At 71.4% G+C, this 20,334-nt stretch carries 20 protein-coding genes; 6 read left to right on the forward strand and 14 right to left on the reverse strand.

Annotated features, from left to right (window positions below):
- Positions 1-8 precede the first annotated feature (8 nt).
- Complete coding sequence (locus tag AB0395_RS22700; protein ID WP_366283392.1) at positions 9-830, reverse strand: hypothetical protein; 822 nt, start codon at positions 828-830, stop codon at positions 9-11.
- A 149-nt stretch (positions 831-979) separates the two neighbouring features.
- Positions 980-1,405, reverse strand: coding sequence for a D-aminoacyl-tRNA deacylase (dtd, locus tag AB0395_RS22705; RefSeq protein WP_366283394.1), 426 nt, complete (start codon positions 1,403-1,405; stop codon positions 980-982).
- Positions 1,406-1,487: 82 nt separating this feature from the next.
- Between dtd and AB0395_RS22710 the strand changes: the two genes are divergently transcribed.
- A complete protein-coding gene (locus tag AB0395_RS22710) occupies positions 1,488-2,432 on the forward strand; it encodes an asparaginase (protein WP_366283395.1) in 945 nt (314 codons plus the stop codon).
- 18 nt (positions 2,433-2,450) lie between these two features.
- On the opposite strand, the gene AB0395_RS22715 is transcribed toward AB0395_RS22710, so the two are convergent.
- The 3 genes from AB0395_RS22715 to AB0395_RS22725 all read right to left on the reverse strand — a co-directional run bounded on the left by AB0395_RS22715 (position 2,451) and on the right by AB0395_RS22725 (position 4,086).
- Positions 2,451-2,870, reverse strand: coding sequence for a hypothetical protein (locus AB0395_RS22715; protein ID WP_366283396.1), 420 nt, complete (start codon positions 2,868-2,870; stop codon positions 2,451-2,453).
- Between the two features lie 203 nt (positions 2,871-3,073).
- A complete protein-coding gene (locus AB0395_RS22720; RefSeq protein WP_366283397.1) occupies positions 3,074-3,496 on the reverse strand; it encodes an ankyrin repeat domain-containing protein in 423 nt (140 codons plus the stop codon).
- Positions 3,497-3,510: 14 nt separating this feature from the next.
- The gene (locus AB0395_RS22725) at positions 3,511-4,086 is read right to left on the reverse strand and encodes a heme-binding protein (RefSeq protein ID WP_366283399.1); all 576 of its coding nucleotides are present in this window, start codon (positions 4,084-4,086) and stop codon (positions 3,511-3,513) included.
- Positions 4,087-4,492: 406 nt separating this feature from the next.
- On the opposite strand from AB0395_RS22725, the gene AB0395_RS22730 reads away from it, so the two are divergent.
- Both AB0395_RS22730 and AB0395_RS22735 read left to right on the forward strand, forming a co-directional pair.
- Complete coding sequence (locus tag AB0395_RS22730) at positions 4,493-5,800, forward strand: sensor histidine kinase (protein WP_366283400.1); 1,308 nt, start codon at positions 4,493-4,495, stop codon at positions 5,798-5,800.
- 19 nt (positions 5,801-5,819) lie between these two features.
- Positions 5,820-6,443 (forward strand): response regulator transcription factor, encoded by a 624-nt coding sequence (locus AB0395_RS22735; RefSeq protein ID WP_366283402.1) that lies wholly within the window; start codon positions 5,820-5,822, stop codon positions 6,441-6,443.
- Between the two features lie 44 nt (positions 6,444-6,487).
- Here the strand turns inward: AB0395_RS22735 and AB0395_RS22740 are convergent, their stop codons facing one another.
- From AB0395_RS22740 to AB0395_RS22755, 4 genes are all read right to left on the reverse strand, one after another.
- Entirely contained in the window at positions 6,488-7,864 is a 1,377-nt protein-coding gene (locus AB0395_RS22740; protein WP_366283403.1) for a serine hydrolase domain-containing protein, read from the reverse strand.
- 118 nt (positions 7,865-7,982) lie between these two features.
- Positions 7,983-8,918 (reverse strand): putative protein N(5)-glutamine methyltransferase, encoded by a 936-nt coding sequence (locus AB0395_RS22745; protein WP_366283404.1) that lies wholly within the window; start codon positions 8,916-8,918, stop codon positions 7,983-7,985.
- A gap of 309 nt (positions 8,919-9,227) precedes the next feature.
- The gene (locus tag AB0395_RS22750; RefSeq protein WP_366283406.1) at positions 9,228-9,929 is read right to left on the reverse strand and encodes a response regulator transcription factor; all 702 of its coding nucleotides are present in this window, start codon (positions 9,927-9,929) and stop codon (positions 9,228-9,230) included.
- Positions 9,926-11,296, reverse strand: a complete 1,371-nt coding sequence (locus AB0395_RS22755; protein ID WP_366283407.1) for a histidine kinase — start codon at positions 11,294-11,296, stop codon at positions 9,926-9,928. The genes AB0395_RS22750 and AB0395_RS22755 overlap by 4 nt, the downstream gene beginning before the upstream one ends.
- Positions 11,297-11,596: 300 nt before the next feature.
- On the opposite strand from AB0395_RS22755, the gene AB0395_RS22760 reads away from it, so the two are divergent.
- On the forward strand, positions 11,597-12,844 hold the full coding sequence (locus tag AB0395_RS22760) for a serine hydrolase domain-containing protein (RefSeq protein WP_366283408.1): 1,248 nt from the start codon (positions 11,597-11,599) through the stop codon (positions 12,842-12,844).
- A 78-nt stretch (positions 12,845-12,922) separates the two neighbouring features.
- On the opposite strand, the gene erm is transcribed toward AB0395_RS22760, so the two are convergent.
- Entirely contained in the window at positions 12,923-13,759 is an 837-nt protein-coding gene (gene erm / locus AB0395_RS22765) for an ErmE/ErmH/ErmO/ErmR family 23S rRNA (adenine(2058)-N(6))-methyltransferase (RefSeq protein WP_366283410.1), read from the reverse strand.
- Positions 13,760-13,954: 195 nt separating this feature from the next.
- Positions 13,955-15,628, reverse strand: coding sequence for a DUF2207 domain-containing protein (locus AB0395_RS22770; RefSeq protein WP_366283412.1), 1,674 nt, complete (start codon positions 15,626-15,628; stop codon positions 13,955-13,957).
- A gap of 365 nt (positions 15,629-15,993) precedes the next feature.
- On the opposite strand from AB0395_RS22770, the gene AB0395_RS22775 reads away from it, so the two are divergent.
- Positions 15,994-16,983 (forward strand): neutral zinc metallopeptidase, encoded by a 990-nt coding sequence (locus tag AB0395_RS22775; RefSeq protein ID WP_366283413.1) that lies wholly within the window; start codon positions 15,994-15,996, stop codon positions 16,981-16,983.
- 337 nt (positions 16,984-17,320) lie between these two features.
- Here AB0395_RS22775 and AB0395_RS22780 read toward each other — a convergent pair whose 3' ends face one another.
- Entirely contained in the window at positions 17,321-17,467 is a 147-nt protein-coding gene (locus AB0395_RS22780; protein WP_366283415.1) for a hypothetical protein, read from the reverse strand.
- Between the two features lie 228 nt (positions 17,468-17,695).
- On the opposite strand from AB0395_RS22780, the gene AB0395_RS22785 reads away from it, so the two are divergent.
- Entirely contained in the window at positions 17,696-18,328 is a 633-nt protein-coding gene (locus AB0395_RS22785) for an SGNH/GDSL hydrolase family protein (RefSeq protein WP_366283417.1), read from the forward strand.
- 135 nt (positions 18,329-18,463) lie between these two features.
- Here AB0395_RS22785 and AB0395_RS22790 read toward each other — a convergent pair whose 3' ends face one another.
- Both AB0395_RS22790 and AB0395_RS22795 read right to left on the reverse strand, forming a co-directional pair.
- Complete coding sequence (locus AB0395_RS22790; RefSeq protein ID WP_366283418.1) at positions 18,464-19,399, reverse strand: NAD-dependent epimerase/dehydratase family protein; 936 nt, start codon at positions 19,397-19,399, stop codon at positions 18,464-18,466.
- A 232-nt stretch (positions 19,400-19,631) separates the two neighbouring features.
- Complete coding sequence (locus AB0395_RS22795) at positions 19,632-20,240, reverse strand: TetR/AcrR family transcriptional regulator (RefSeq protein ID WP_366283419.1); 609 nt, start codon at positions 20,238-20,240, stop codon at positions 19,632-19,634.
- Positions 20,241-20,334 lie beyond the last annotated feature (94 nt).

The following is a 20,334-nucleotide window of genomic DNA, read 5'->3' on the forward strand; positions in this document are numbered from 1 at the left end:
GGAGAAGGTCAGCTCTTCGCCCAGAGGGCCGTGTAGCGGCCCTCCTCAACGTCCAGCTGCGTGGGGAAGAAGCCCTTCGCCTTCAGCTCGTCGAAGCGCTTCTGGTAGCCGCTCGAGGTCATGCCGGTGTACTCGTACCAGGCGGGGCCGCCGTCCTTCACCCAGACGGTCGTGTAGGTCTCGCCGGGGCCGACGGTGACCAGCGAGGGCTTCTCACCGTTCTTGGTGCGGGTGAGGAACTCCGCGTGGTGCTCGCTGAAGGTCTTGCCGGTGGTGACGGACCAGGCCTGTGAACCCTGTGTCCAGACACCGGCGTAGCGCGGCTCGTCGGCGGTGCCGTAGACGTTGGCCGCGGTGAGGACGTAGCCCCGCCTGGCCGCGTCGGCATTGGCCGCGGCGAACTGGTCGGCGCCGATGCCGTGCTTGGCGAAGAACTTGCCCGACACCTTCTCGAAGATCGCGGCGAAGACGGCGTCGTCTCCGGAACCGGTGGCGCTCACGGTCGTCGGGCGGTAGCCCTGGGCGAGGTAGTCGTTGAAGCGCTTCTGGTAGCCGCTCGGCGACATGCCCTGGATCATCGCCCAGGCCGGGCCGGACTCCTTGACCCAGACGGCGCCGTAGCGCGGCGAGGACGCGTCGTCGACCGTGAAGGTGATCGGCCGGTAGCCCTGGCCGCGTAGCGTGGTGAAACGCTCGGTCTGCTGCTCACCGGTGACGCCGTGGTAGGCGCTGAAAGCGGGTGCGGCCTGTGCGTCGGCCGTGGGCCCCGTCACGGCGACCAGGGCGGCGGCGATGGACGTGGCGGCGGCGATGGACGCGAAGGTGCGCATGGCCCTCCCCATGGGTGCGGCTTTTCGGGTGATTCATCACGTACAGATGGATTCATCACGGACAAGCGGTGACCCTAGCGGGATCATTTCGGCCGGGAGCGTTACTTCACGTTACCTTGGATCTTTCGACAGACGCGGCCGAGCAGCTCTCAGACCTCCAAGATCAGTGTGATCGGGCCATCATTGGTCAGCCCGACCTGCATGTCCGCGCCGAACACTCCCGTCTCGACGTGTGCGCCCAGCGCGCGCAGCTCGGCGCAGACGGCCTCGACCAGCGGTTCGGCGACCGGCCCCGGTGCCGCGGCCTGCCAGGTGGGGCGGCGGCCCTTGCGTGCGTCGCCGTACAGGGTGAACTGGCTGACCACGAGCAGCGGCGCGCCGATGTCGGAGCAGGACTTCTCGCCGGACAGGATCCGCAGGCCCCAGAGCTTGGCGGCGAGCCTGGCCGCCTGCGCCGCGGTGTCGGTGTGGGTCACCCCGACCAGCACCAGCAGCCCTGGCTCGTCGATCGCCCCGACCGTCTCCCCGTCCACCTTCACCGAAGCGGAGTTCACCCGCTGTACCACCGCACGCATGCCCCCCATCATCCCGCCTTCTCCTACCGCGTGGAAAACCTGAGCTCTGATCTCCATAGAATCCTCGCGAAAGGAGACAAAGGTGTCTGCTGAGTCGCTGGTTGTCGAAGTCGTCCGCTCGGGGTTCGTCGAGTCGACCCACCGGGCGCGCATGCTGGCCGTCGACGCGGCCGGTTCGCCGGTACGGGTGCACGGCGCGGTCGACGCCCTGGCCTCGCCCCGCTCGTCGCTGAAGCCGCTACAGGCGCTCGGCATGGTGCGCGCCGGGCTGGCCCTCGATGGCGAACTGCTCGCGCTGGCGTGCGCCAGCCACACGGGGGAGCCGTTCCACGTGGAGGGGGCCAGGAAGATTCTTTCTCAGGCCGGGCTTGACGAGGGCGCGTTGCGCTGCCCGGAGGACCTGCCGGAGCACACAGGCTCCCGCGACGAGGTGCTGCGCTCAGGAGGCGGTCCCGCGTCGATCTACATGAACTGCTCGGGGAAGCACTCGGCGATGCTCGCCACCTGCGTGGTCAACGACTGGCCTCTTGAGACCTACCTCGATCCGGCGCACCCGCTGCAGCGGACCATCCGCGACACGGTCGAGGAGCTGACCCGCGAGCGCGTCGCGGCCACCGGGGTCGACGGCTGCGGCGCGCCGCTGTTCTTCGTGTCGATGGTCGGTGTGACCAGGGCGTTCCGCGCCCTCGTCCAGGCGGAAGCCGGCACCTCGGAGCGCCGCGTCGCCGACGCCTTCCGCGCCCACCCCGAATGGACGTCGGGCACGACCAGGCCTGAGGCCCGGCTGATGCGGGCGATCCCCGGGCTGATGGTCAAGGCCGGGGCCGAGGCGTTCGAGGCCTTCGTGTTCGCCGACGGCCGCGCGGGAACCGTCAAGATCGAGGACGGCGGCTATCGGGCCAGGACGCCGGTCACCGTCGCGGCCCTGCGCGCCCTCGGTTTCGAGGCCGCGGAGCTGGAGGAACTCGCCACAGGCACGCTGCTCGGTGGCGGCCGTCAGGTCGGTGAGATCCGCCTGCGCCAGTGAGGGCGCGCCGCGCGTTGATCAGGCGCGGGAGAGCTCCTCGGCCACCAGGCTCGCACCGATGCCCAGCAGCCAGACGTCCTTGGCGAGGCCGAGGCCCTCCTGGGTGGGGCGGAGGCTTCCCTCCTGGCGCATGCCCGGCGTCCTCAGGTAGAGGCCGACCAGTCCTCCGGCGAAGGCGGTGAGCGCGGCGCCCGCCAGCAGCGACGGCACCACCGGGATCAGCAGGGCCGCGCCGACGGCGATCTCGGCCCTGGCCAGCCAGCGCGCGAACTCCTCCGGGTCGAGGTCCTTCAGGAAGGGGTAGGCGTGCGCAGCCATCCCGTGTACGGCGGTCGCGTTGTCCGGGCCTGCGGCGGCCATGCTGAGCCCGGCGTTCAGGACGAACGCGCCCGCGGCGAGCCGGACGGGAAGCTGGTGTGGACGAACCAAGATCCTCATGAGCGCTCACAAAGGTCGATGGGCCGGGAATCATGCTCCTTCCCGCCGTTTGTCCTGCTCATCCGTATATCGCCAGTTTCTTGAAGGTCGGAGAACCTTCCGGCCGATCGCCCTTACCTCCTTGCCCGCCTGTTTGCCGGTGTGCCGACCAGGCATGCGTGATCGCTCGCCGTACGGCGCCGCGGCCGTCCACGGCGGGACGGTCAGCGGCCTCCCGCGGCCCAGAGCAGGTCGGCGACCTCGAACCGGTCGGCGCCGACCGCGTGCTTCAGCGGGGTGAGGCCGTCGCGGTCGGGCAGGTCGACGTCGGCGCCCGCCGCGATCAGCGCCTCGACGATCTCGATGTGTCCGGCCTCCGCCGCGAGCAGCAGGGCCGTACGGTCCCGCGCATCACGGGCGTCGACGGCGGCTCCCGCCTCCAGCGCCTCCCCGACCTCGGCCGCCTCGCCACGCGCGGCGGCGTTCAGCAGCCGCTCGTCCAGCCTGCCCGGCTCTCTCGGCCCGGTGCTCCCGCACACCGCGAGCAGCAGCCCGAACCCGGAGACCAGAAGTCCCTCGCACCTGATCCGCCCCGTCCCGGCGGCAGGCCGCCCGTGGTGGGACCGTCCCCTCCTCAGCCGGCTCAACGGGCTCACCCGGCTCAACCGAGCTGACCGGCGACGGCCTCAAGGCCCGCCTGGGCGATGGCCTCGTCGATGTCGCCGCTGGGAGCGCCGCCGACGCCGATGCCCGCGACGGGGACGCCGCCGGAGGCCACGGGAACCCCACCTGCGAGGAAGAGGGTGCCCGGGATGTCGGCGATGGTCGGGCCGTCACCGGAGACGCTCTTGCCCAGCTCGCTGGTCGCCTTGCCGAAGGACACCGCGGTGAAGGCCTTGCGCCTGGCCGACTCCTCGCTCTGCGGGCCCGTACCGTCGCCCTTCAGCACCAGCCGGGTCGCGCCGGAGCGGTCGACGATCACTACGGTGACGCGCTGGTTACGCTTGGCGGCCTCCTTGCGCACGGCGTCGGCGACCCTCAGGGCCGCGTCCGCGGACAGCGTCCCGGTCTGCACGACGGCCTGCGGGGCGCGGGCCGCCTCCGTGGGAGCCGCCTGTGCGAAGGAGGTCTCCGCGGAGGCCGTCTGGGCGGCGGCGACGTAGGCGCCGCCGGTCACGATGGCGAGCCCCGCGAGGGAGGCGGCGAGGGCACGGGGGCGGAGGGAGCGGACCTTCATGGTGTTTCTCCAGTTCAGCGTGTTCACGGTGTTTCCCGGGGGCGTGCGGTGCCTTCCGGGTCGGCGTCTGCGCGCGATGCGCTTCCGGGGAGTCTTCCTCGCGCGGGGCTCGGCGCCGTCCTGCCGCGGGTTCCGCGGCTTCCCGTGGGTTGCCCCGCACCGACAAGGGTGCCTGTGGCGTCGCCGTACGCCATCGGCCGCACGGTCGAAGCACGGGCGCGGGGAGGTTGAGGCGAGGATCAACCGATCGGTTGACGCGTGCCCCCGCCGCGGGCGCCATCCTCTGCGGGGGACCTTTTCCCCGGGCACGGTCCCGGGCGTCGCCCCGCGGTCCTTCGGCGGGATTCCCCGTCGTGCGCGGTCCGTTATGGGGGATAGCGTCTGAGCAGACCAAACGGGGGCGGTGATGAGGGAGAACGTCTGGCTCAACCGAGCCATGCATCTGGGGTTCTACCTGCTGCTCGCGGCCTCGGCCTCGCGGCTGCTGTCCCAGCACGGCCTGAACTCCAGGATCGTCGCCCTGCTGGGCCTGTCCGGCCTGCTCGCGGTGGTCTACGCCGTCGGCACCGTCTTCTGGGACGAGCTCGGCCGGGGGCGGGTCGTCTGGCTGGGGACGGTGGTCGCCGTCTGGTTGGTGCTGGTGGCGCTCGCGCCGTCGTTCAGCTGGTGTGCGGTCCCGCTGCTCTTTCTGTGCCTGCGGCTGCTGACCCCGCGCGGCGTCGTGGTGGCGACCGTGGCACTCACGGTCATTGTGATCGCCGCGCAGATCAAGATCGAGAGGGAGATCGATCCCAGCCTGATCCTCGCGCCGATCGGTGTCGCGGTTGTGACCGCGGTGGTCTTCAGGGAGCTCCAGCGCGAGAGCGCCACGAGGCAGCGGCTCATCGACGACCTGATCCGCACACGGGGCACGCTGGCCGAGTCGAAGCACCGCACCGGTGTCCTCGAGGAACGCGAACGGCTGGCCAGGGAGATCCACGACACCCTCGCCCAGGGGCTGACCAGCATGGGCATTCTCCTGCAGGCCGCCGATCGGATGTGGGCCTCCGATCCGGACCTGGCCCACGCCCACGTACGGCGGGCGGCTGCGGCCGCCGCGGAGAACCTGGACGAGGCCCGGCGGTTCGTCCGTGACCTCAGGCCGCCGGGCCTTGAGGGCGTTCCGCTGCCCGAGGCGCTCGCCCGGCTGTGCGAGAGCGCCGGTCAGGACACGGGACTCGAGGTGCGTTTCCGGTGCGAGGGCGAGTCCTACTCACTGGAGGCGGCCATCCAGGCGGTGCTGCTCAGGGTGGCCCAGGGAGCGCTGGCCAACGTGCGCGACCACGCCAACGCGGAGAAGGCCATGGTCACGCTGTCCTACCTCGGCGGTGAGGTCACGCTGGACGTGTTCGACGACGGGATCGGGTTCGCCGATCCGGCTCCGGCCCCGGGCAGGGGGTACGGCCTGCGGGCGATGCGTGACCGGCTGGCGGAGGTCGGCGGTTCTCTGGTCGTCGAGAGCGCTCCCGGCGAGGGGACGGCGGTCGCGGCGGCCGTACCGGCCGGTTGGCCACCCACCGCGCCGCCCCCGCCCCCGCCCCCGCCCCCGAGCCCGCCTCCGTCCCCGCCCCTGTCCCCAGGCCAAGGACGGGGCCGGGGGCCCGAAGGTGGCCCGGACCCGGATTCCGCCTCCGACGGCGGTCCGGGGACAGGACGGCGGGGCGAGGCGTCGTGACGGGAGGAAAGGAGGATCGATGAGGCTGTTTCTGGTGGACGACCACCCGGTGGTCAGAGCCGGGCTGGTCGCGTTGCTCGGCGGCGAGAACGACATGGAGGTCGTCGGCGAGGCCGCGGACGGGCACGCGGCTTTGCGGGGCATCGCCTCGGGTGAGCCCGACGTCGTGCTGATGGACCTGCAACTCGGCGACGGCCTCGACGGGGTCGAGGTCACCCGGCGCGTCAGGCTGCTGCCCGCCCCGCCCCAGGTGCTGGTGCTGACGACCTACGAGACCGACGCGGACATCGTGCGGGCCATCGACGCGGGGGCGACCGGTTACCTGCTCAAGGCGTGTCCGCCGGAGGAACTGTTCCAGGGCATCAGGGCGGCGGCGAGAGGTGAGACGGTGCTGTCTCCCAAGGTGGCCACCAGGATGATGCGGCGGATGCGCGATCCCGGCCCCGCGCTGAGCACCCGGGAGGTCGAGATCCTGGAACTGCTGGCCAGCGGCGCAGGCAATCGTGAGATGGCCAGGCGGCTCTTCATCACCGAGGCGACGGTAAAGACGCATCTGGTGCACATCTACGGCAAACTCGGGGTGGAGACACGGACCGCAGCGGTCGCCGTCGCCGTCGAGCGGCGCCTCATCCGCCTGTTCTGAGCCTCGCTTCTTTCGCGCGTCTCATCCGGTCGTCCCGGGGCGGCTCAGACCGGCGCGACCTCGCACCAGTGGCTGAGGCAGTTGCCGAGCCAGCCGTCGCCTTCGCCGTTCTTCATCGCCCTGGCGGCGCCGATGAGGCGGCCGTGGCGCGCGTTGAGTTCCAAGACAAGCTGGGGGCTGTTCACGCGCGCGTCCGTGGTGGGAATCTGCAGCGGGGCGCTGACACGCAGGTCCCAGTCGTCCGAAGCCGTGACGAAGTCCGCCCGCACCGCCTCGCCGCCGTCGAGCCCGACCTCCACCTGGGCATCCGGTCCCACCCGCAAGACCAGCGGTACGGCGCCCGTGTCGGTGTGCACGTGCCCCTCCCAGGTCCCCTGCGGGACCGCGACCGCACACTCAGGGGAGACGCTGGGCGGGAGGGAGGCGGGGGTGAAGTCCGGCACCAGCTGGGTCATGACATGGTTGACGACCGAGGTGCGGGTCTCTGCTCCGGTGTGGTTGGTGAGCACGCAGACCGAGAGCCGGAGGTCGGGTACGACCGCCAGCAGCGCGGAGACGCCGCCCATGCCGCCGCTGTGGCTGACGACCGGCTGCGGGCCGCCGCGTGAGACGAACCAGCCGAGGCCGTAGCCGTGGTGGGCGTTGACGGGGAGCGCGGTGCGCATGGCCGCCGCCGTCTCCGGCTTGAGGACCGTCCGCCCTCCCGCCTGCGACAGTCCGAACATCGCCAGGTCGGCCGCGGTTCCCCAGGCGAGGGAGGCGCCGCGGTGAGTGGTGTCGTACACCGGGTACGGGCGGCCGTCGGCGGAGTATCGCAGTGCCTCCCGCCCCGCCTCGCGGTACGAGGGGCCGAGGTGACAGCTCGTCAGCCCCAGCGGGCCGAAGACCTGGTCCCCGACGAAGTCACCCGCGCTCTGGCCGGTGGCCGCCTCCAGGACCGTGTCGAGGATCCCGTATCCGAGGTTGGAGTACTCGAAACGGGAACCCGGCTCGCGGTACAGCGTCCCGTAGCGCTCGATGCTCTGCCAGGTCGTCGAAACGGCCGCGGGCGAGGCGGCGTAGGCGAAGTCGTAGTGGCTCGCGAACCCGGCCCGATGCTGGAGGACCTGCCGCAGGGTCGGCGCGCTGTAGTCGCGGTACCGGGGGAGGCGGAAACCGGGGAGATACTTCTCGACCGGCTCCTCCAGGTTCAGCAGTCCCCTGTCCGCGGCCACACAGACGGCGGTCGCCGTGATCGGCTTGGTCACGGACGCGATCAGATACGCCGTTTCGCTCGTGGCGGCCCGGCCCTCCGCGACGTCCGCCAGGCCGTAGGCCTCGGCGAAGACCACGCGGTCCAGGTGGGCGACCGCGACGGAGACCGAGGCGCAGCCGTACGCGGCCATTGTCTCGGCACAGTGATCGGCGAGTCCTTCAAGCATGGTTTTCGAACATCCTTTCCGCCCTCCGGCCGCTTCAGACTCTAAGCCCTGGCACAGGCTCCCGGACGGGGAGCGGGCCGACGCCGGCAAGCGGCGCGCGACCCGGTGACCTCCCCGGTTACCGTGAGGCGTCGCCGGGGCCGCTCCGGGGGCCAGGACGGGTCCCGATGACAACGGTGGCGTTCAGCTTGTCGCAACCGGCCACCCGCGGGATCAGCCCGTTGCGCGCGATGGCCTCGATGGTCTCCGGCGCCTGCCGTTCGCTCGTCTCGACCAGCAGGCAGCCGCCGGGCGCCAGCCACAGGGGCGCCGCGGCGGTCACCCGCCGCACGACGTCGAGTCCGTCCGCGCCGCCGTCGAGCGCCACCCGTGGCTCGTGTACGCGGGCCTCGGCGGGCAGCAGCCTGATCGCCTCGGTGGGCACGTAGGGCGGGCTGGCGACCAGGACGTCGACGCGGCCCCGCAGCGTGGCGGGCAGCGGCTCGTAGAGATCACCCTCGTACACCTGACCGCCGACGGCGGCGACGTTGCGGCGCGCGCACTGTACCGCGGCGGGGTCGATGTCGACGGCGTGCAACTCGATCCGGCCGAGCGCGGCGGCCAGCGCGGCGCCAACGGCGCCCGAGCCGCAGCACAGGTCGACGACGACGATCCGCGCCCCGTCGGGGGCACCGGCCCGACCGTCCGGACCTGTGGCCTGACCGTCCGGGCGTGTGGCGTGACCGTCTGACTCCGTGGCCTGGCGGGCAAGGGCGGTGGCCTGGTGGATGAGGAACTCGGTGCGGCGCCGGGGGACGAAGACTCCGGGAACCACGTCTATCCGCAGGCCGCAGAACTCCGCCCAGCCCAGGACGTGCTCGAGGGGTAGCCCCTCGACACGCCGTTCGACCATGAGGGCGAGACCGGCCGGGGTGCGTGCCGTTGAGACGAGCAGATGCGCCTCGTCCTCGGCGAAGACGCAGCCCGCGGCCCTGAGCCTGGTGACGACGTCGGGCAGGGAGAGCGACGGGGAGGCGTCGACGGAGCGGGAGAGCGGGGGAGGGGAAGCCGACATGGGAAACCTTTCGGGACGCCTATGGGCGCTCCCTCGGTCACCTGTGTCAGATGGACCGCACGGCCGTGGATGGGAGCACCCGACCTGATACAGCGGTAATGGGTCTCACCTCCTCGGTACGGCTCACTGCTGGGGGCGGTAACTCTATCTGATCCGGTTCGGGACACGTCAACCCGGTTCCGTCCCGCGCGGCGCCCCGCCCCCTCACCGCGACGGGGCACCGTGACCGTTGGTCGACGGGGTGCCGGGGATGTCCTCCGGCCCTCGCCGCGCTCCGCCCGTCCCCGCCCGCTCGCGGTACGGCGTGGATCATCTGCCGAGCAGGCCCGCCTCGCGAGCGAGGATCGCCGCCTGGACGCGGTTCTCCAGGCCGAGCCGGGTGAGGATGCGGTTGACCCGGCTCTTCACCCCCGCTTCGGACAGGTCGAGGCTCCTGGCGATCTGGGCGTTCGACAGCCCCCTGGCGACCAGCACCAGCACCTCGAGCTCGCGCCTGGTGAGCGCGTCGAGCGGACCCGCGCGGTCCTCCGGCCCCGTGCCGGGGGACGGTGACCGCTCAACCAGGGCGGGCGGGAGGGCGGCGAAGGTGTCGATGAGGCGGTTGGTCACGCTCGGCGCGAGCGTGGCCTCGCCCGCGGCGACCACCCGGATCGCGTCGGCGAGCTGGTCGGGTGAGACGTTCTTCAGAATGAAGCCGCTGGCGCCCGCGCGCAGGCAGGCGTGCACGTACTCGTCGAGGTCGAAGGTGGTCAACACCAGCACGCGAGGGCGGGGTTCCTCGTACGGCCAGCCCTCGACGATGCGCTCCGTCGCCTCGACGCCGGTCATGCCGGGCATGCGAACGTCCATCAGCACCACGTCGGGTCGCAGCTCGAAGGCCGCGGCAACCGCCTGCTCGCCGTCCGAGGCCTCTCCCACGACCCGCAGGTCGGCGCGCCGGTCGAGCATGATCCGCAACGCGGTGCGAACCAGCTCCTGGTCGTCGGCGACCAGCACTCTGATCGGCCTCACCTCTGCCGCCCGCACCGGAACGTGGCCTCGATCCGCCACCCGCCCTCGTCACGGGGACCGGCCCGCAGGGTGCCGCCGAACAGCGCGGCGCGCTCGCGCATACCGACCAGCCCGAGCCCCGAGCCGGTCATGGGCAGGTGGGACCGTGCCCTGGGGCCGTTCTCGACCATGACGGTGAGCTTCTCGCCCGCCTGCCGTACGTCGATCAGGACGTCGGTTGCGCCTGCGTGTTTCATGACGTTGGTGAGCGCCTCCTGAATGACGCGGTAGGCCGAAACCTGCACCGCGGGCGGGACGTCCGGCCCCGGCTCGGTGCGCACCTCGACCCGGCACCCGGCGGCCCTGGCGGCGGCGGCGAGCCGGTCGAGGTGGCGCAGCGACGGCTCTGGGCGTAGGACGGGCGAGTCCTTCGGAGGCCACGGCTGCCGCGGGCTCCGGGGGTCCTGCGGCTCCCGGGACGCCGACGGGCCGGACACGGCTGACGTGGCTGCCGGATCCGACGAATCCCGGGGCTCGCCGCCGCCGCCGCTACCGCCGTCGGCGTCGGCGTCGGCGAGCAGGCCGAGCAGCCTGCGCATCTCGACCAGCGCGGCATCGGCAGCGGTGCCGATCCCGGCCACCCCCCGGCCCGCCAGGCGAGGGTCCTCGGACATCACCTCGGCGGTCGCGCGGGCCTGCATGGCGATCGCGCTGACGTGGTGGGCGACCAGGTCGTGCAGATCGCGGGCGATCCTGGCCCGCTCGGCCGTGACCGCCCGGCGGGCACTGACCTCCTGCTCGGCGCGCAGCCGCGCCGCCAGATCCCGCAGCCGGGCCGCGTCGTCGTGGATGTGGCGCTGGGAATTGCCGAGCAGCCACGGCACCCACGACAACCCGGCCACCAGGGCCATCTCGACGGGCCTGAGCCGCAGCTCGGCGGGGAACGGCAGGCCGAGCAACGGCCGCAGCGCGTCGGAGGCCAGCAACGTCACCGTGGTCACGCCGACGGCCGCCAGGCTCTTCGGCGCCCGCGTGTAGCGGGCGACGGCATAGGCGGCGAACACGACGTACAGCTCGTCCCTGAGCGCGATCATGGGATCGACCAGTTCGTACACCACGTAGGTGACGCTCACCGCCGCCATGACCGGCCACGGGTGCGACCGGCGCCATGCCAGCGGCAGGGCCTGGGCCAGCAGCAGCGCCGTCACGAGGACCGTGGTCGCCGGGTCCTCGGGAATGCCCTCGGTCAGCCTGATCAGCAACGCCGCCACCGTCAGGACGGCCGCGAGCAGGAGGTCGGCGATCCGGGGGTGGGCGGCGAACCATCGGCGGGCCGCGGCGGGCGACCCGACGGTGCGCTCGCGCACCGCGTTGATGTGACCGCGCATCGATTCTGACCGCTCGATTCTGACCGCTCCCGCGCCCGGCGCGCCGTTCCCGGTGGGGACGGACGCCCTCGTTCGGCCGCCTCCCCGCCCCCTTCGGTGTCTCCGCCGCCCAGACTAGGATCGGTCACGGCCCGCGCCGACCATACACAACCAAAGTTGCGTCCGGCCGGGACCGATCCTCCCGAGGGGGCACGAGGAGGCCACGCTCATGGCCGATGCCCGAGGCGGGCCGCCTTCCTAGGGTCGAGATGTGAGCCGGAACGCCCCGGCGTCCATTCCCCGTCCCCTCTTGGAGAACCCATGTCCCATATCGTCTCCGGACGTCCCACGACACGGGAGCGGAGGGCCGCCGCACGGTGTGCGGCGCTGCTCGCCACCGCCGCGGTGTTCGCCGCCTCGGCGGCGGTGTCCCCCGCGACCGCCGCCGAGACCTCGGCCCCGGCTGGCGCGGGGACCTCGGTCTCCGCGGGCGCCGCGGCGAGCCCGAAGTACGGCAGAGCCAACCTGCAACGTGACGTCGACGCCATCCGCGCGATCGGGATCAGCGGAGTCCAGGCACGCGTGAGCACCTCGGACGGCCGGCAGCTGGTCGCGACGAGCGGGGTCGCCGACCTCGCGACCAAACGTCCCGTCCCGGCGAACGGCTACTTCAGGATCGCCAGCACCACCAAGTCCTTCGTGGCGACCGTGGTCCTGCAGCTCGTCGCCGAGGGCAGGCTCTCCCTGGACGACACCGTGGAGAGCAGGCTGCCCGGGGTGGTGCGGGGCAACGGCAACGACGGCAACAAGATCACGATCCGGCAGCTGCTCCAGCACACCAGCGGCATCCACGAGGGCTACCCGGCCTACACCTCCGTCGAGGACTTCCTCAAGCACCGGTACGACCCGTTCACGGACGAGCAGATCGTGGCCAAGGCCGTCAGCCAGAAGCCGGACTTCGAGCCGGGCAAGGAGTGGCTGTACTCCAACACCGGCTACGTGCTGCTCAGCATGATCATCAAGAAGGTCACCGGGAATCCCTGGTACGAGGAGGTCGACGAGCGCATCAGCAGGCCTCTCGGGCTGAGCCGTACGATCTGGTCGGGCGACTCCCTTGGCGTGCCCAACCCGCACGCCAAGGGCTACCTGCTGCTGCCGCCCGACGGGCCGATCGACGCCACCAGGCACTTCGACGGGGACGCCGCGGGCGGCCTGCTGTCCACCACCAGGGACGTCAACCGGTTCTACCTGGCGCTGCTGGGCGGCAGGCTGCTGCCCGCCGAGCAACTGGCGGAGATGCAGAAGACCATCCCGGCCCCGCCCTGGCAGGACACCTGGCCCGGCTCCCGTTACGGCCTCGGCCTCAGCTCCCGCCCGCTGTCCTGCGGAGGGGTTTACTGGCAGCACGGCGGTGACGACTACGGCTACAAGACCAGGATGGGCGTCACCGCGGACGGCAGGCGCAGCGTCACGGTCTCGATGACCACGCAGATCGGCGACGAGCGCGCGCTGCGCCAGGAGAAGGCCGCCGGAGAGCTCGTCGACAGGGCGCTCTGCGGCACGCGTTAGCGACTTTCCCCGGCCGAGGCCCCGTTTCCGAGACGAGGCCTCGTCCGGGGCGGCCCCGGCCGGCCCTGGATCCGGTGGTCAGTCGACGTTCCCGAGGTGGCCGAGGTGGTCGAACAGGATCCGCCACTGGTCGGGATGGACGTACGCGACGACCGTGCCCCCGGCGATGCCGGCGGCGGCGAAGGCGGCCTCTACCTGGGCCGCGGGGTGGCGCAGCCGCATGGTCGCGTCCAGGGAGCCGCCCAGGCCGGTGAAACCGTAACCGACGAAGGCCTGGTAACCCGGCAGATCGGGCGCCTCTGGTCGGCGTTCGATCCGCAGGATGGCCGAGTCGACCGCGGGTACGGGCCGGAAGGCCTCCCGGTCGATGCGGTCCAGCATCTCCCAGCCGTACCACGGCCAGGTCTGTACGGTCAGCATGCTCCACCGGCCGAAGTCACCGGTGCGTTTGCGGACATACTCCAGCTGGGCGGTCAGGGTGGCCGAGGTGAGCGCGGGCGCCCCCAGACACCAGTCAACGATCTTCGAGGTGATCGAGTAAGGGATGTTCCCGACCACCGCGAACGGCTCGCGCGGCGCGCGGGCGGACAGGAAGTCCCCCCTGACGATCCGGACGCGGGCGTCGTCCCGGGTACGGGCGGCCAGCCTTCCGGCCAGCAGCGGATCGATCTCGTAGCCCACGACCTGGCCACAGGTCTCGGCAAGCGCCCTGGTCAGGACGCCCTCTCCCGCGCCGGGCTCCAACACCAGGTCATGCGGGCCCGCGGCCCTGACGACCTTGGCGACGACCTCCCGATCGACGAGGAAGTTCTGCGACAGAGCACGTCTTGCCTGGTCTCGACCGGTTCTGCCGCCACCGGTCCTGGCCTTCTTCTGGGTGTGCGAATAGTTTCCGTGAGCGAATGACTGCGCCACAGATGCCGCCCTTTCGGGTCCGAGAGGAAATGGTCTCGGAGGCCCGGGGCACGCGCAGAGAAAAGCGGTTCTCCCTCTCTAGCGGCCCTGGACCGGGCCGCGACGTATGCGCATGAAGAACTGCGGAGCGTGACACATGAGCGACATGCCCCCCAGGCTAGGGAACGGCTCACCGGCCGCACAAACGATTTTCCCCTAGAGAGAGCGGAACTGGCGGGTTGAGGAGATCGCGCCCGAGGTCGTCATGGTGAACGTCCGCATCGAGTCGGCGAACTTCGACAGGTCCCACTCCGCCGGACCGTGGTACCAGTACAGGTGGTCGGCCTGTCCGCCGTTGCCGGTGATCGAGGAGACCACGCGGGCCCAGCGGTCCACGCTGTCGAAGATCACGGCATAGGGCAGGTAGCGGGAGAACAGCTCGACCCGCTGGGCGGGAGGGATGGCCCCGCTGACGTCACCGGAGGCCAGATACTCCCGGAAGCCCAGCGTGTGGGCCAGGGCGCCCGCGCCCTTCGAGGTCTTGGCCGGCATGTACTGGCCGCCGACGGACAGAGCGGCTCCGGCGATGATCACGGCCAGGCCGATGAGGCCGTACGTGGTGAACCAGGCGAGCGCGACGGTGCCGAGGACCCCGGCCGCCGTGAGCAGCACGCCGAGGGTCGTCCAGCGAGTGCGGACGGAATCGGGGCGGCGGGCGAACCAGCCCTGCGCGACCACGTCGCGGTAGAGGGCGTCGCGGACCTTGCCGAGCTTGGACCCGAACGAGCCCTTCAGGTGTGACAGCAGAACCCCGTCGTGGCCGTCGAAGATGGCGTCGTAGAGGGCGCGCTCGTAGGACAGCAGCGCGTTGAGATCGGCGCCGGGCAGCCGCACCAGCATCCAGTCCGGCGTGTCGTAGGTCTGCCGGGGCTGCTCGTCGATCCTGAGGTACCCCCGCACCGCCAGGTCGACGATCGTCGCGGTCACGTCGATCACGTCGGCCTGCTCGTCCATGAGCGTGCCGATCTGGCCGGGCCGTACGCCGTCGGGCGGGGCGAAGTGCCCGTTCTCGACCCCGCTGAGCGAGCCCGACTCGTGGCCCACCACGCGGGCGTCGCGGCCCCGTGTCCAGTACAGCAGGCCGAGGCCGCCGAGCATCAGGACGAGCAGGCCCGCCAGGGCGCCGCCGGTGACGGCGTTCAGCGTGAAGGCGTTGGCCAGTTCGAAGCGGCGCTCCAGGATCGGCGCGCCCTTGGTCGCGTCGAGCGGATAGCCGATGATCACCGTGAGGACCTCGTTCTGGCCCAGTCCCTGCTGCTCGAACTCGGCCTCGATCCCGGTGTGGTCCGGTGACGCGGTGGTGCAGCCGATCGCCGAGGCCAGCACCCCTGCGAAGCAGGACAGGCTCTGGAGCTGCGCGGGCCCCGTCACCTTCACCTTGGCCAGGTCGACCGGCACCGACCAGCCGCCCGCGGCGTACCACCGCAGCTCTTGGACGTCGCCGAGCGGGGTGACTGCGCCCTTGACCTCGTACTCGAGCTTGGCGGTTCCCGAGCCCTTCAGTGTGATCGAGTCACCGGTGAGGGTGCCGTCGCCCTTGAGGTTGACGACCTGGTAGAGCCGGTCGTTGCCGTCGTCGTAGCGGGTCCGGTCGACCAGTTTCCTGGTCGGCGCGTCGCCGTCGAACGTGACAGTCTCCTTGACTCGCAGCACGCCGTCCGTGCGCAGTTCGAGCTCGAGCGCGTCGCTCGTGATCTTGCCCGCCAGGGCGGACGTGGCGCCCGCCGTACCCGACACGTCTGCCGTGCCGGTCGCCGCGCGTACCGTGCCCGCGACCGTGCGCACCGTGCCCGATGTGGTGCCCGCCGCCGTGCCTGACGTGCCAGTCACGGTGTGCACCGTGACCGACGCTGTGTTCGAATCTGTGTTCGAAGTCGTGTCTGACGCCATGCCGGCCGCGAGGGCCGGTGAGGCGCTCAGGGCCAGCGTGAAGGTGGCGACCGTGGCCACGCTTCCGACCGCTCGGCGCGCGCTCGCGGCCGCTCGGTGCAATAGGGATCCCGCCATGGCCCGGGAGCCTACCCATAACCACCGACGTGTGACGGCAACCCCCCCTTCCATATTTTTCGGTCAATAAACGTTTATGTGCTGATATCCGCTAGATTGCCGCCCGAAGATCCCCTGTTTGGAGAGGCGGTCGCATGCGCCCACGCGGATCAACCCCCCTGGCCTTTGGCGTTTTCGGTGTTCTCGCCATGACGTTCGCGGCGGTCGTGGTGATCGCCGGGCTGGCGGGGAGCGAGGACGCCGATGTTCCGGCCAGTCCTGAAAGTGGTCCCGTAGCGACCAGAAACAGCGAACCCATGCCTGCCGAGGGGGCCCAGGTCTCCCCGCCAAGCTTCAAGCCTCCGCAGAAGCTCCGCCTCGGCTCGATGGGCGGCGCCGAGATCGAACTGGCCGCGCGCAGTGACGCCGTGGCCCGCCGAAGCATGGGCGTCGACCTGCGCTACATGCGGCGCTCGGACACCACCGCCAGGCTCAAGCGCAACCCGCTGTACGGCACCGGCCTCATGCGCCCGACCGCGTGCCGCGCGCCCCGCCCCTCGACCCAGCCCGGCGACATGCTCGGTTACCTCAACGCCGTCACCGGGTGCCTCGACCGGGCGTGGGCCGGGAAGTTCTCCCAGGCCGGAGCCGTCTTCCTGGCCCCACGCCGGGTCTACTGGACCCGTCCCGGCCGGGGCCCGTGCGGCACCTACCCGGCCTCAGGGGCCGCCGCCTACTACTGCCCGACCAACCGGGGCATGTACATCGGCCTGAACCATCTCATCCGGGAGACCGGCGGGATCGATCCCGCGGAGAACCACGTCCCCTACCTGTCCGTGCTCGCCCACGAGTACGGCCATCACGTGCAGTCCATGGCCGGTATCGGCGCCGCCTGGTGGTGGGAGGTGTCCACCAAGTCGAAGGCGGCGCAGGATGCTCACTCCCGGCGCTCCGAGCTTCAGGCGCAGTGTTTCGCCGGACTCTTCGTCCGCACCGTCAGGATCCCGCTCGGCGTCACCGCCGCCCGCTGGCAGTCCGTGCTGGAGACGGAGTACAGCAGGGGCGACGACCAGAACGGCCTGGGCAGGGCGGACCACGGCAACGGCGACCACTACGCGGGCTGGCTCAACCAGGGCTGGAAGTACGCCCGCATCGCCTACTGCAACACCTGGAGCGTCCCGGCCTCCTACGTCAGCTGAGCGACGGCCGCGGCGACGATTTCAGGATCGTCGAACCGGTGCCCGGCGGGGCCCGGGATGGTTCAGACTGGCGGAGCCGGGGGTCCACACGGGGTCGCGAGGGTTCGGGGGAAGACGCGCATGACGGTTTCGTTCAACCGGATCGGCCGCGTCAGCCAGATCAGTCACATGACCGGCTCCGGATCGGGGATGACGTCGTGCGCCATCGGTCCGGGACCGCTCTCGTTTCCTGTCAACCCGAGGGCGGTCCCACGCCCCGTCAGCTGCCCACCTCGATGCGGAGCCTGCGGAAGCCACCGCCCCTGCTCTCGATCCTGGCCATCCGGGCGCGGCCGATCTACCTGGTCGAGGCGACGTGGGTACCGCCGTCCGCCCGGCAGTCGAGGCCCGCGGTGTCGATGATCCAGACCTCCTCGACCGTCTCGGGGATTCTGTGATCCGCGGGCTGGCCGCCCCCGCCTGGATAGAATGCCGACCTGCTCAAGACGATCCCCTCGGGTGACGAGGCCAGGACGACCGCGTCGAAGGAACGGAGATCCTGGCCGGCGAGTTCGAGCCGCTGCGTTCGTCAGTGGAGATCGGTGCTCATATCGGCAGCTTAGGACCTCCCCGAGGTGGCATGCGCGGGCCTGTACGTCGACGATCCCGAGCGTCCGGGGTTGCGCTTTCTATGGTGATTTCCTGTCTTATTTCGGGATGTAGTAGTGGGGTAGTGGTCGGTTCGAGCCCGATTCCCGCACCCACCATCGACCTGCCTCCCGCCCCGGAGAGCCACCCGATCAGGGCTCCACTGGTCATGGTGATCGGAGACAGCTTCACTGTCGGATCGGGCCCGGTGCGGGGCTGGGAGAGCTATGCGGCGCGGGCCGCGCGCGAGTTGGGCTGGCAGCTCGTTACGGCGGGCGCCGCGGGGACGGGTTTCGTCAATCCCGGCAGGGTGCGCAGGACGTTCCAGAGGTCGTTCGAGGAGGAGCTCTCCTGGCGCCCCGCCCCTGACCTGCTGATCGTCTCTGGCGGGCACAACGACCGCACCGTGCCCGGCAGGGTGCACAGGGCCGCCAGGCAGCTGCTGGCGGCGGTCAGGTCCCGGTGGCCGCAGACCCGGGTCGTGGTGGTCGGCCCCATCTGGATGGGCAGGGCACCCCGCTGGGCCTATGGCGTCAGGGACGCCATCGCGGTCGCCGCGGGCGAGGAGGCGACGGTCTTCCTCGACCCGCTCGGCCGTACCTGGGGCCGGGGGGCGATCCTCGGCGACGGCGTCCACCCCACCTCGCGGGGCCACGTACGGCTCGCGCACTGGCTGGTCACGGCACTACGCGAGCACGGCGCCGGAGCAGACGGGTAAGCGCAGCGTACGGCGGGCCGTCCCGCCCTCTCCCGGGTCCGTCACGGCCCGCCTCACCCTGGCCCGTCACGGTCCAGGGTGGGACCCGTGATGAGGTCCGGGGCGGGACCTGGAAAGGAGCCGTCGCCGAACCGCTCATCGTGCCGCCGCCACCGAGGCCAACGTCGCGGCCACTCCCTCGCGGTAGGACGGATAGCGTGGCTCGAAGCCCGTCTCGACCAGCGCCGACGGGTCGGCCGCGGTGTCCAGGGTGAGGGCCTGCACGGCGATCCCGCCCGCGAACGGCCCCGCCAGCCACCGGGGCAGCCTGAGGGGCGCGGGTACGCCGAGCAGCCTGGCCGTCTCGTCGAACAGCTCGCCCAGCGTCGTGGTTGCGCCGTCGGTCGCGACGAAGCTGCGTCCCGCAACCTCGGGCAGCCCCGCCACGTGCGTCAGCGCCCGCGCGGCGTCCTCGACGTGGATGATTGGCAGCCGGTTCTTTCCCGTGCCGGGCACCGGCATCCGCCGTCTCGCCAGTCCGGGCACGATCAGGTCGCCGAACCCCTTGCCGGGGCCGTAGACCATGTTTCCCAGATAAACGTGCACGGCGGGCATTCCCGACTCCTCGATCATCCGTCGCACCGGCAGCCCGATGTGGGCGAACCCGACGGGAACCGTGCGGAGCGGGGAGGTGTGGGAGACCGTACGGCCCGGCCCGGGGTCGAGGCCGTCCATCCCGCTGACCGACACCAGCAGGGGCCGTTCCCCGGGAGGCAGGGAGCGTAGCGTCCGCAGCACCCCGGCGGTGGTCTCCTGGCGGACGGCGCTGACTCGGCCGACGGTCCGCCGGGTCAGCCGTCGCGGCAGGCTCGGCTGGATGAGGTCGATGACGGCACGCGCTCCCTGGGCGACCTCGGCCCAGGTCGAGGGGTCCCCGACGGAGAAGCGGTGCGGGGTTCCCCCCGCCTCCTCGACCCGCAGGGCGGCCTCCTCGCTCCTGACCAGGCCGACGGCCTGCCAGCCCGCGGCGGCGGCCTCGCGGATCGCGGTGCGCCCGATGAAGCCTCCGGCGCCGAGTACGAGCAGTTTCACGGTTCCTCCAGAAAGGATGGTTAGCATTTGCTAACTCGATGGGCGGTGAAAACGCCCCGGAAGGGGTGGTGAACCTCGATGTCCGGCCCGCTGCCCGTGGGGAGACGGGACTCCGGTGCCGGCAGGGGGGGGCGGGGACCGCGAGGGAAGTGCGCGGGGACTCTGTGGGGGACTGCGCGAGGACTCTGCGGGGTCGGGGTCGAGGGTCGGCGGAGCGGAGAGTGACGGGATCTCAGGGGGCGATCATGCGGATGACCAGGGGTTCCAGGACGGAGCTCGCCGTTCCCGGGGGCAGCTCGCCGAAGTGACGCATCCGGGCGTACTGCGCGACGGTGCCGGAGAGCGCGGCCACCAGTAGGTCGACCGAGATCGCCGTGGTGACCTCTCCCGAGGCCACCCCGTCGCCGAGCAGCCCGCGCAGCAGCCCGATCAGCGACGTCTTCCTCTCGGCCGGGGTGAGCCGGGGCCAGTAGACGCGGAGGTTGTCCTGCACGAAGAGCAGCACCTCGGGCTCCTCATCCAGGATTTGGCCGAAGGTGCGCATCAGCGAGCCGAGCCGCTCGCCGAACGGCCGCCCCGGCGCGCCGGCGAGCGAGGCCCGCTCGCCCAGGCGGGTGTAGCACCTGCCGAACAGGTGCAGCGCCAGCTCCTCCTTCGAGGCGAAGAACTTGAACAGGGCGGGGTTGCTGTAACCGCTCGCCCTCGCGATGTCGCGCACGGTCGTGCCGTCGACGCCGTGCTCGACGAACAGGCGCAGGGCCTCGACCAGGATGCGCCGCTTCGACGGCGGGTCCCGGTCGTCCGTCAGGAACGACTCGACGTTCGCGAGGGTCTCGGTCACGAATCGAAGTTAGCATTTGCTAACCGCTTCCGCCAAGAGGCGGGGGGGGGCGGTTTGCGCCGCCCCCCCCCCCCCCCCCCGCCCCCCCCCCCCC

The sequence above is a fragment of the Streptosporangium sp. NPDC051023 genome (assembly GCF_040689595.1).
Lineage (GTDB): Bacteria > Actinomycetota > Actinomycetes > Streptosporangiales > Streptosporangiaceae > Streptosporangium.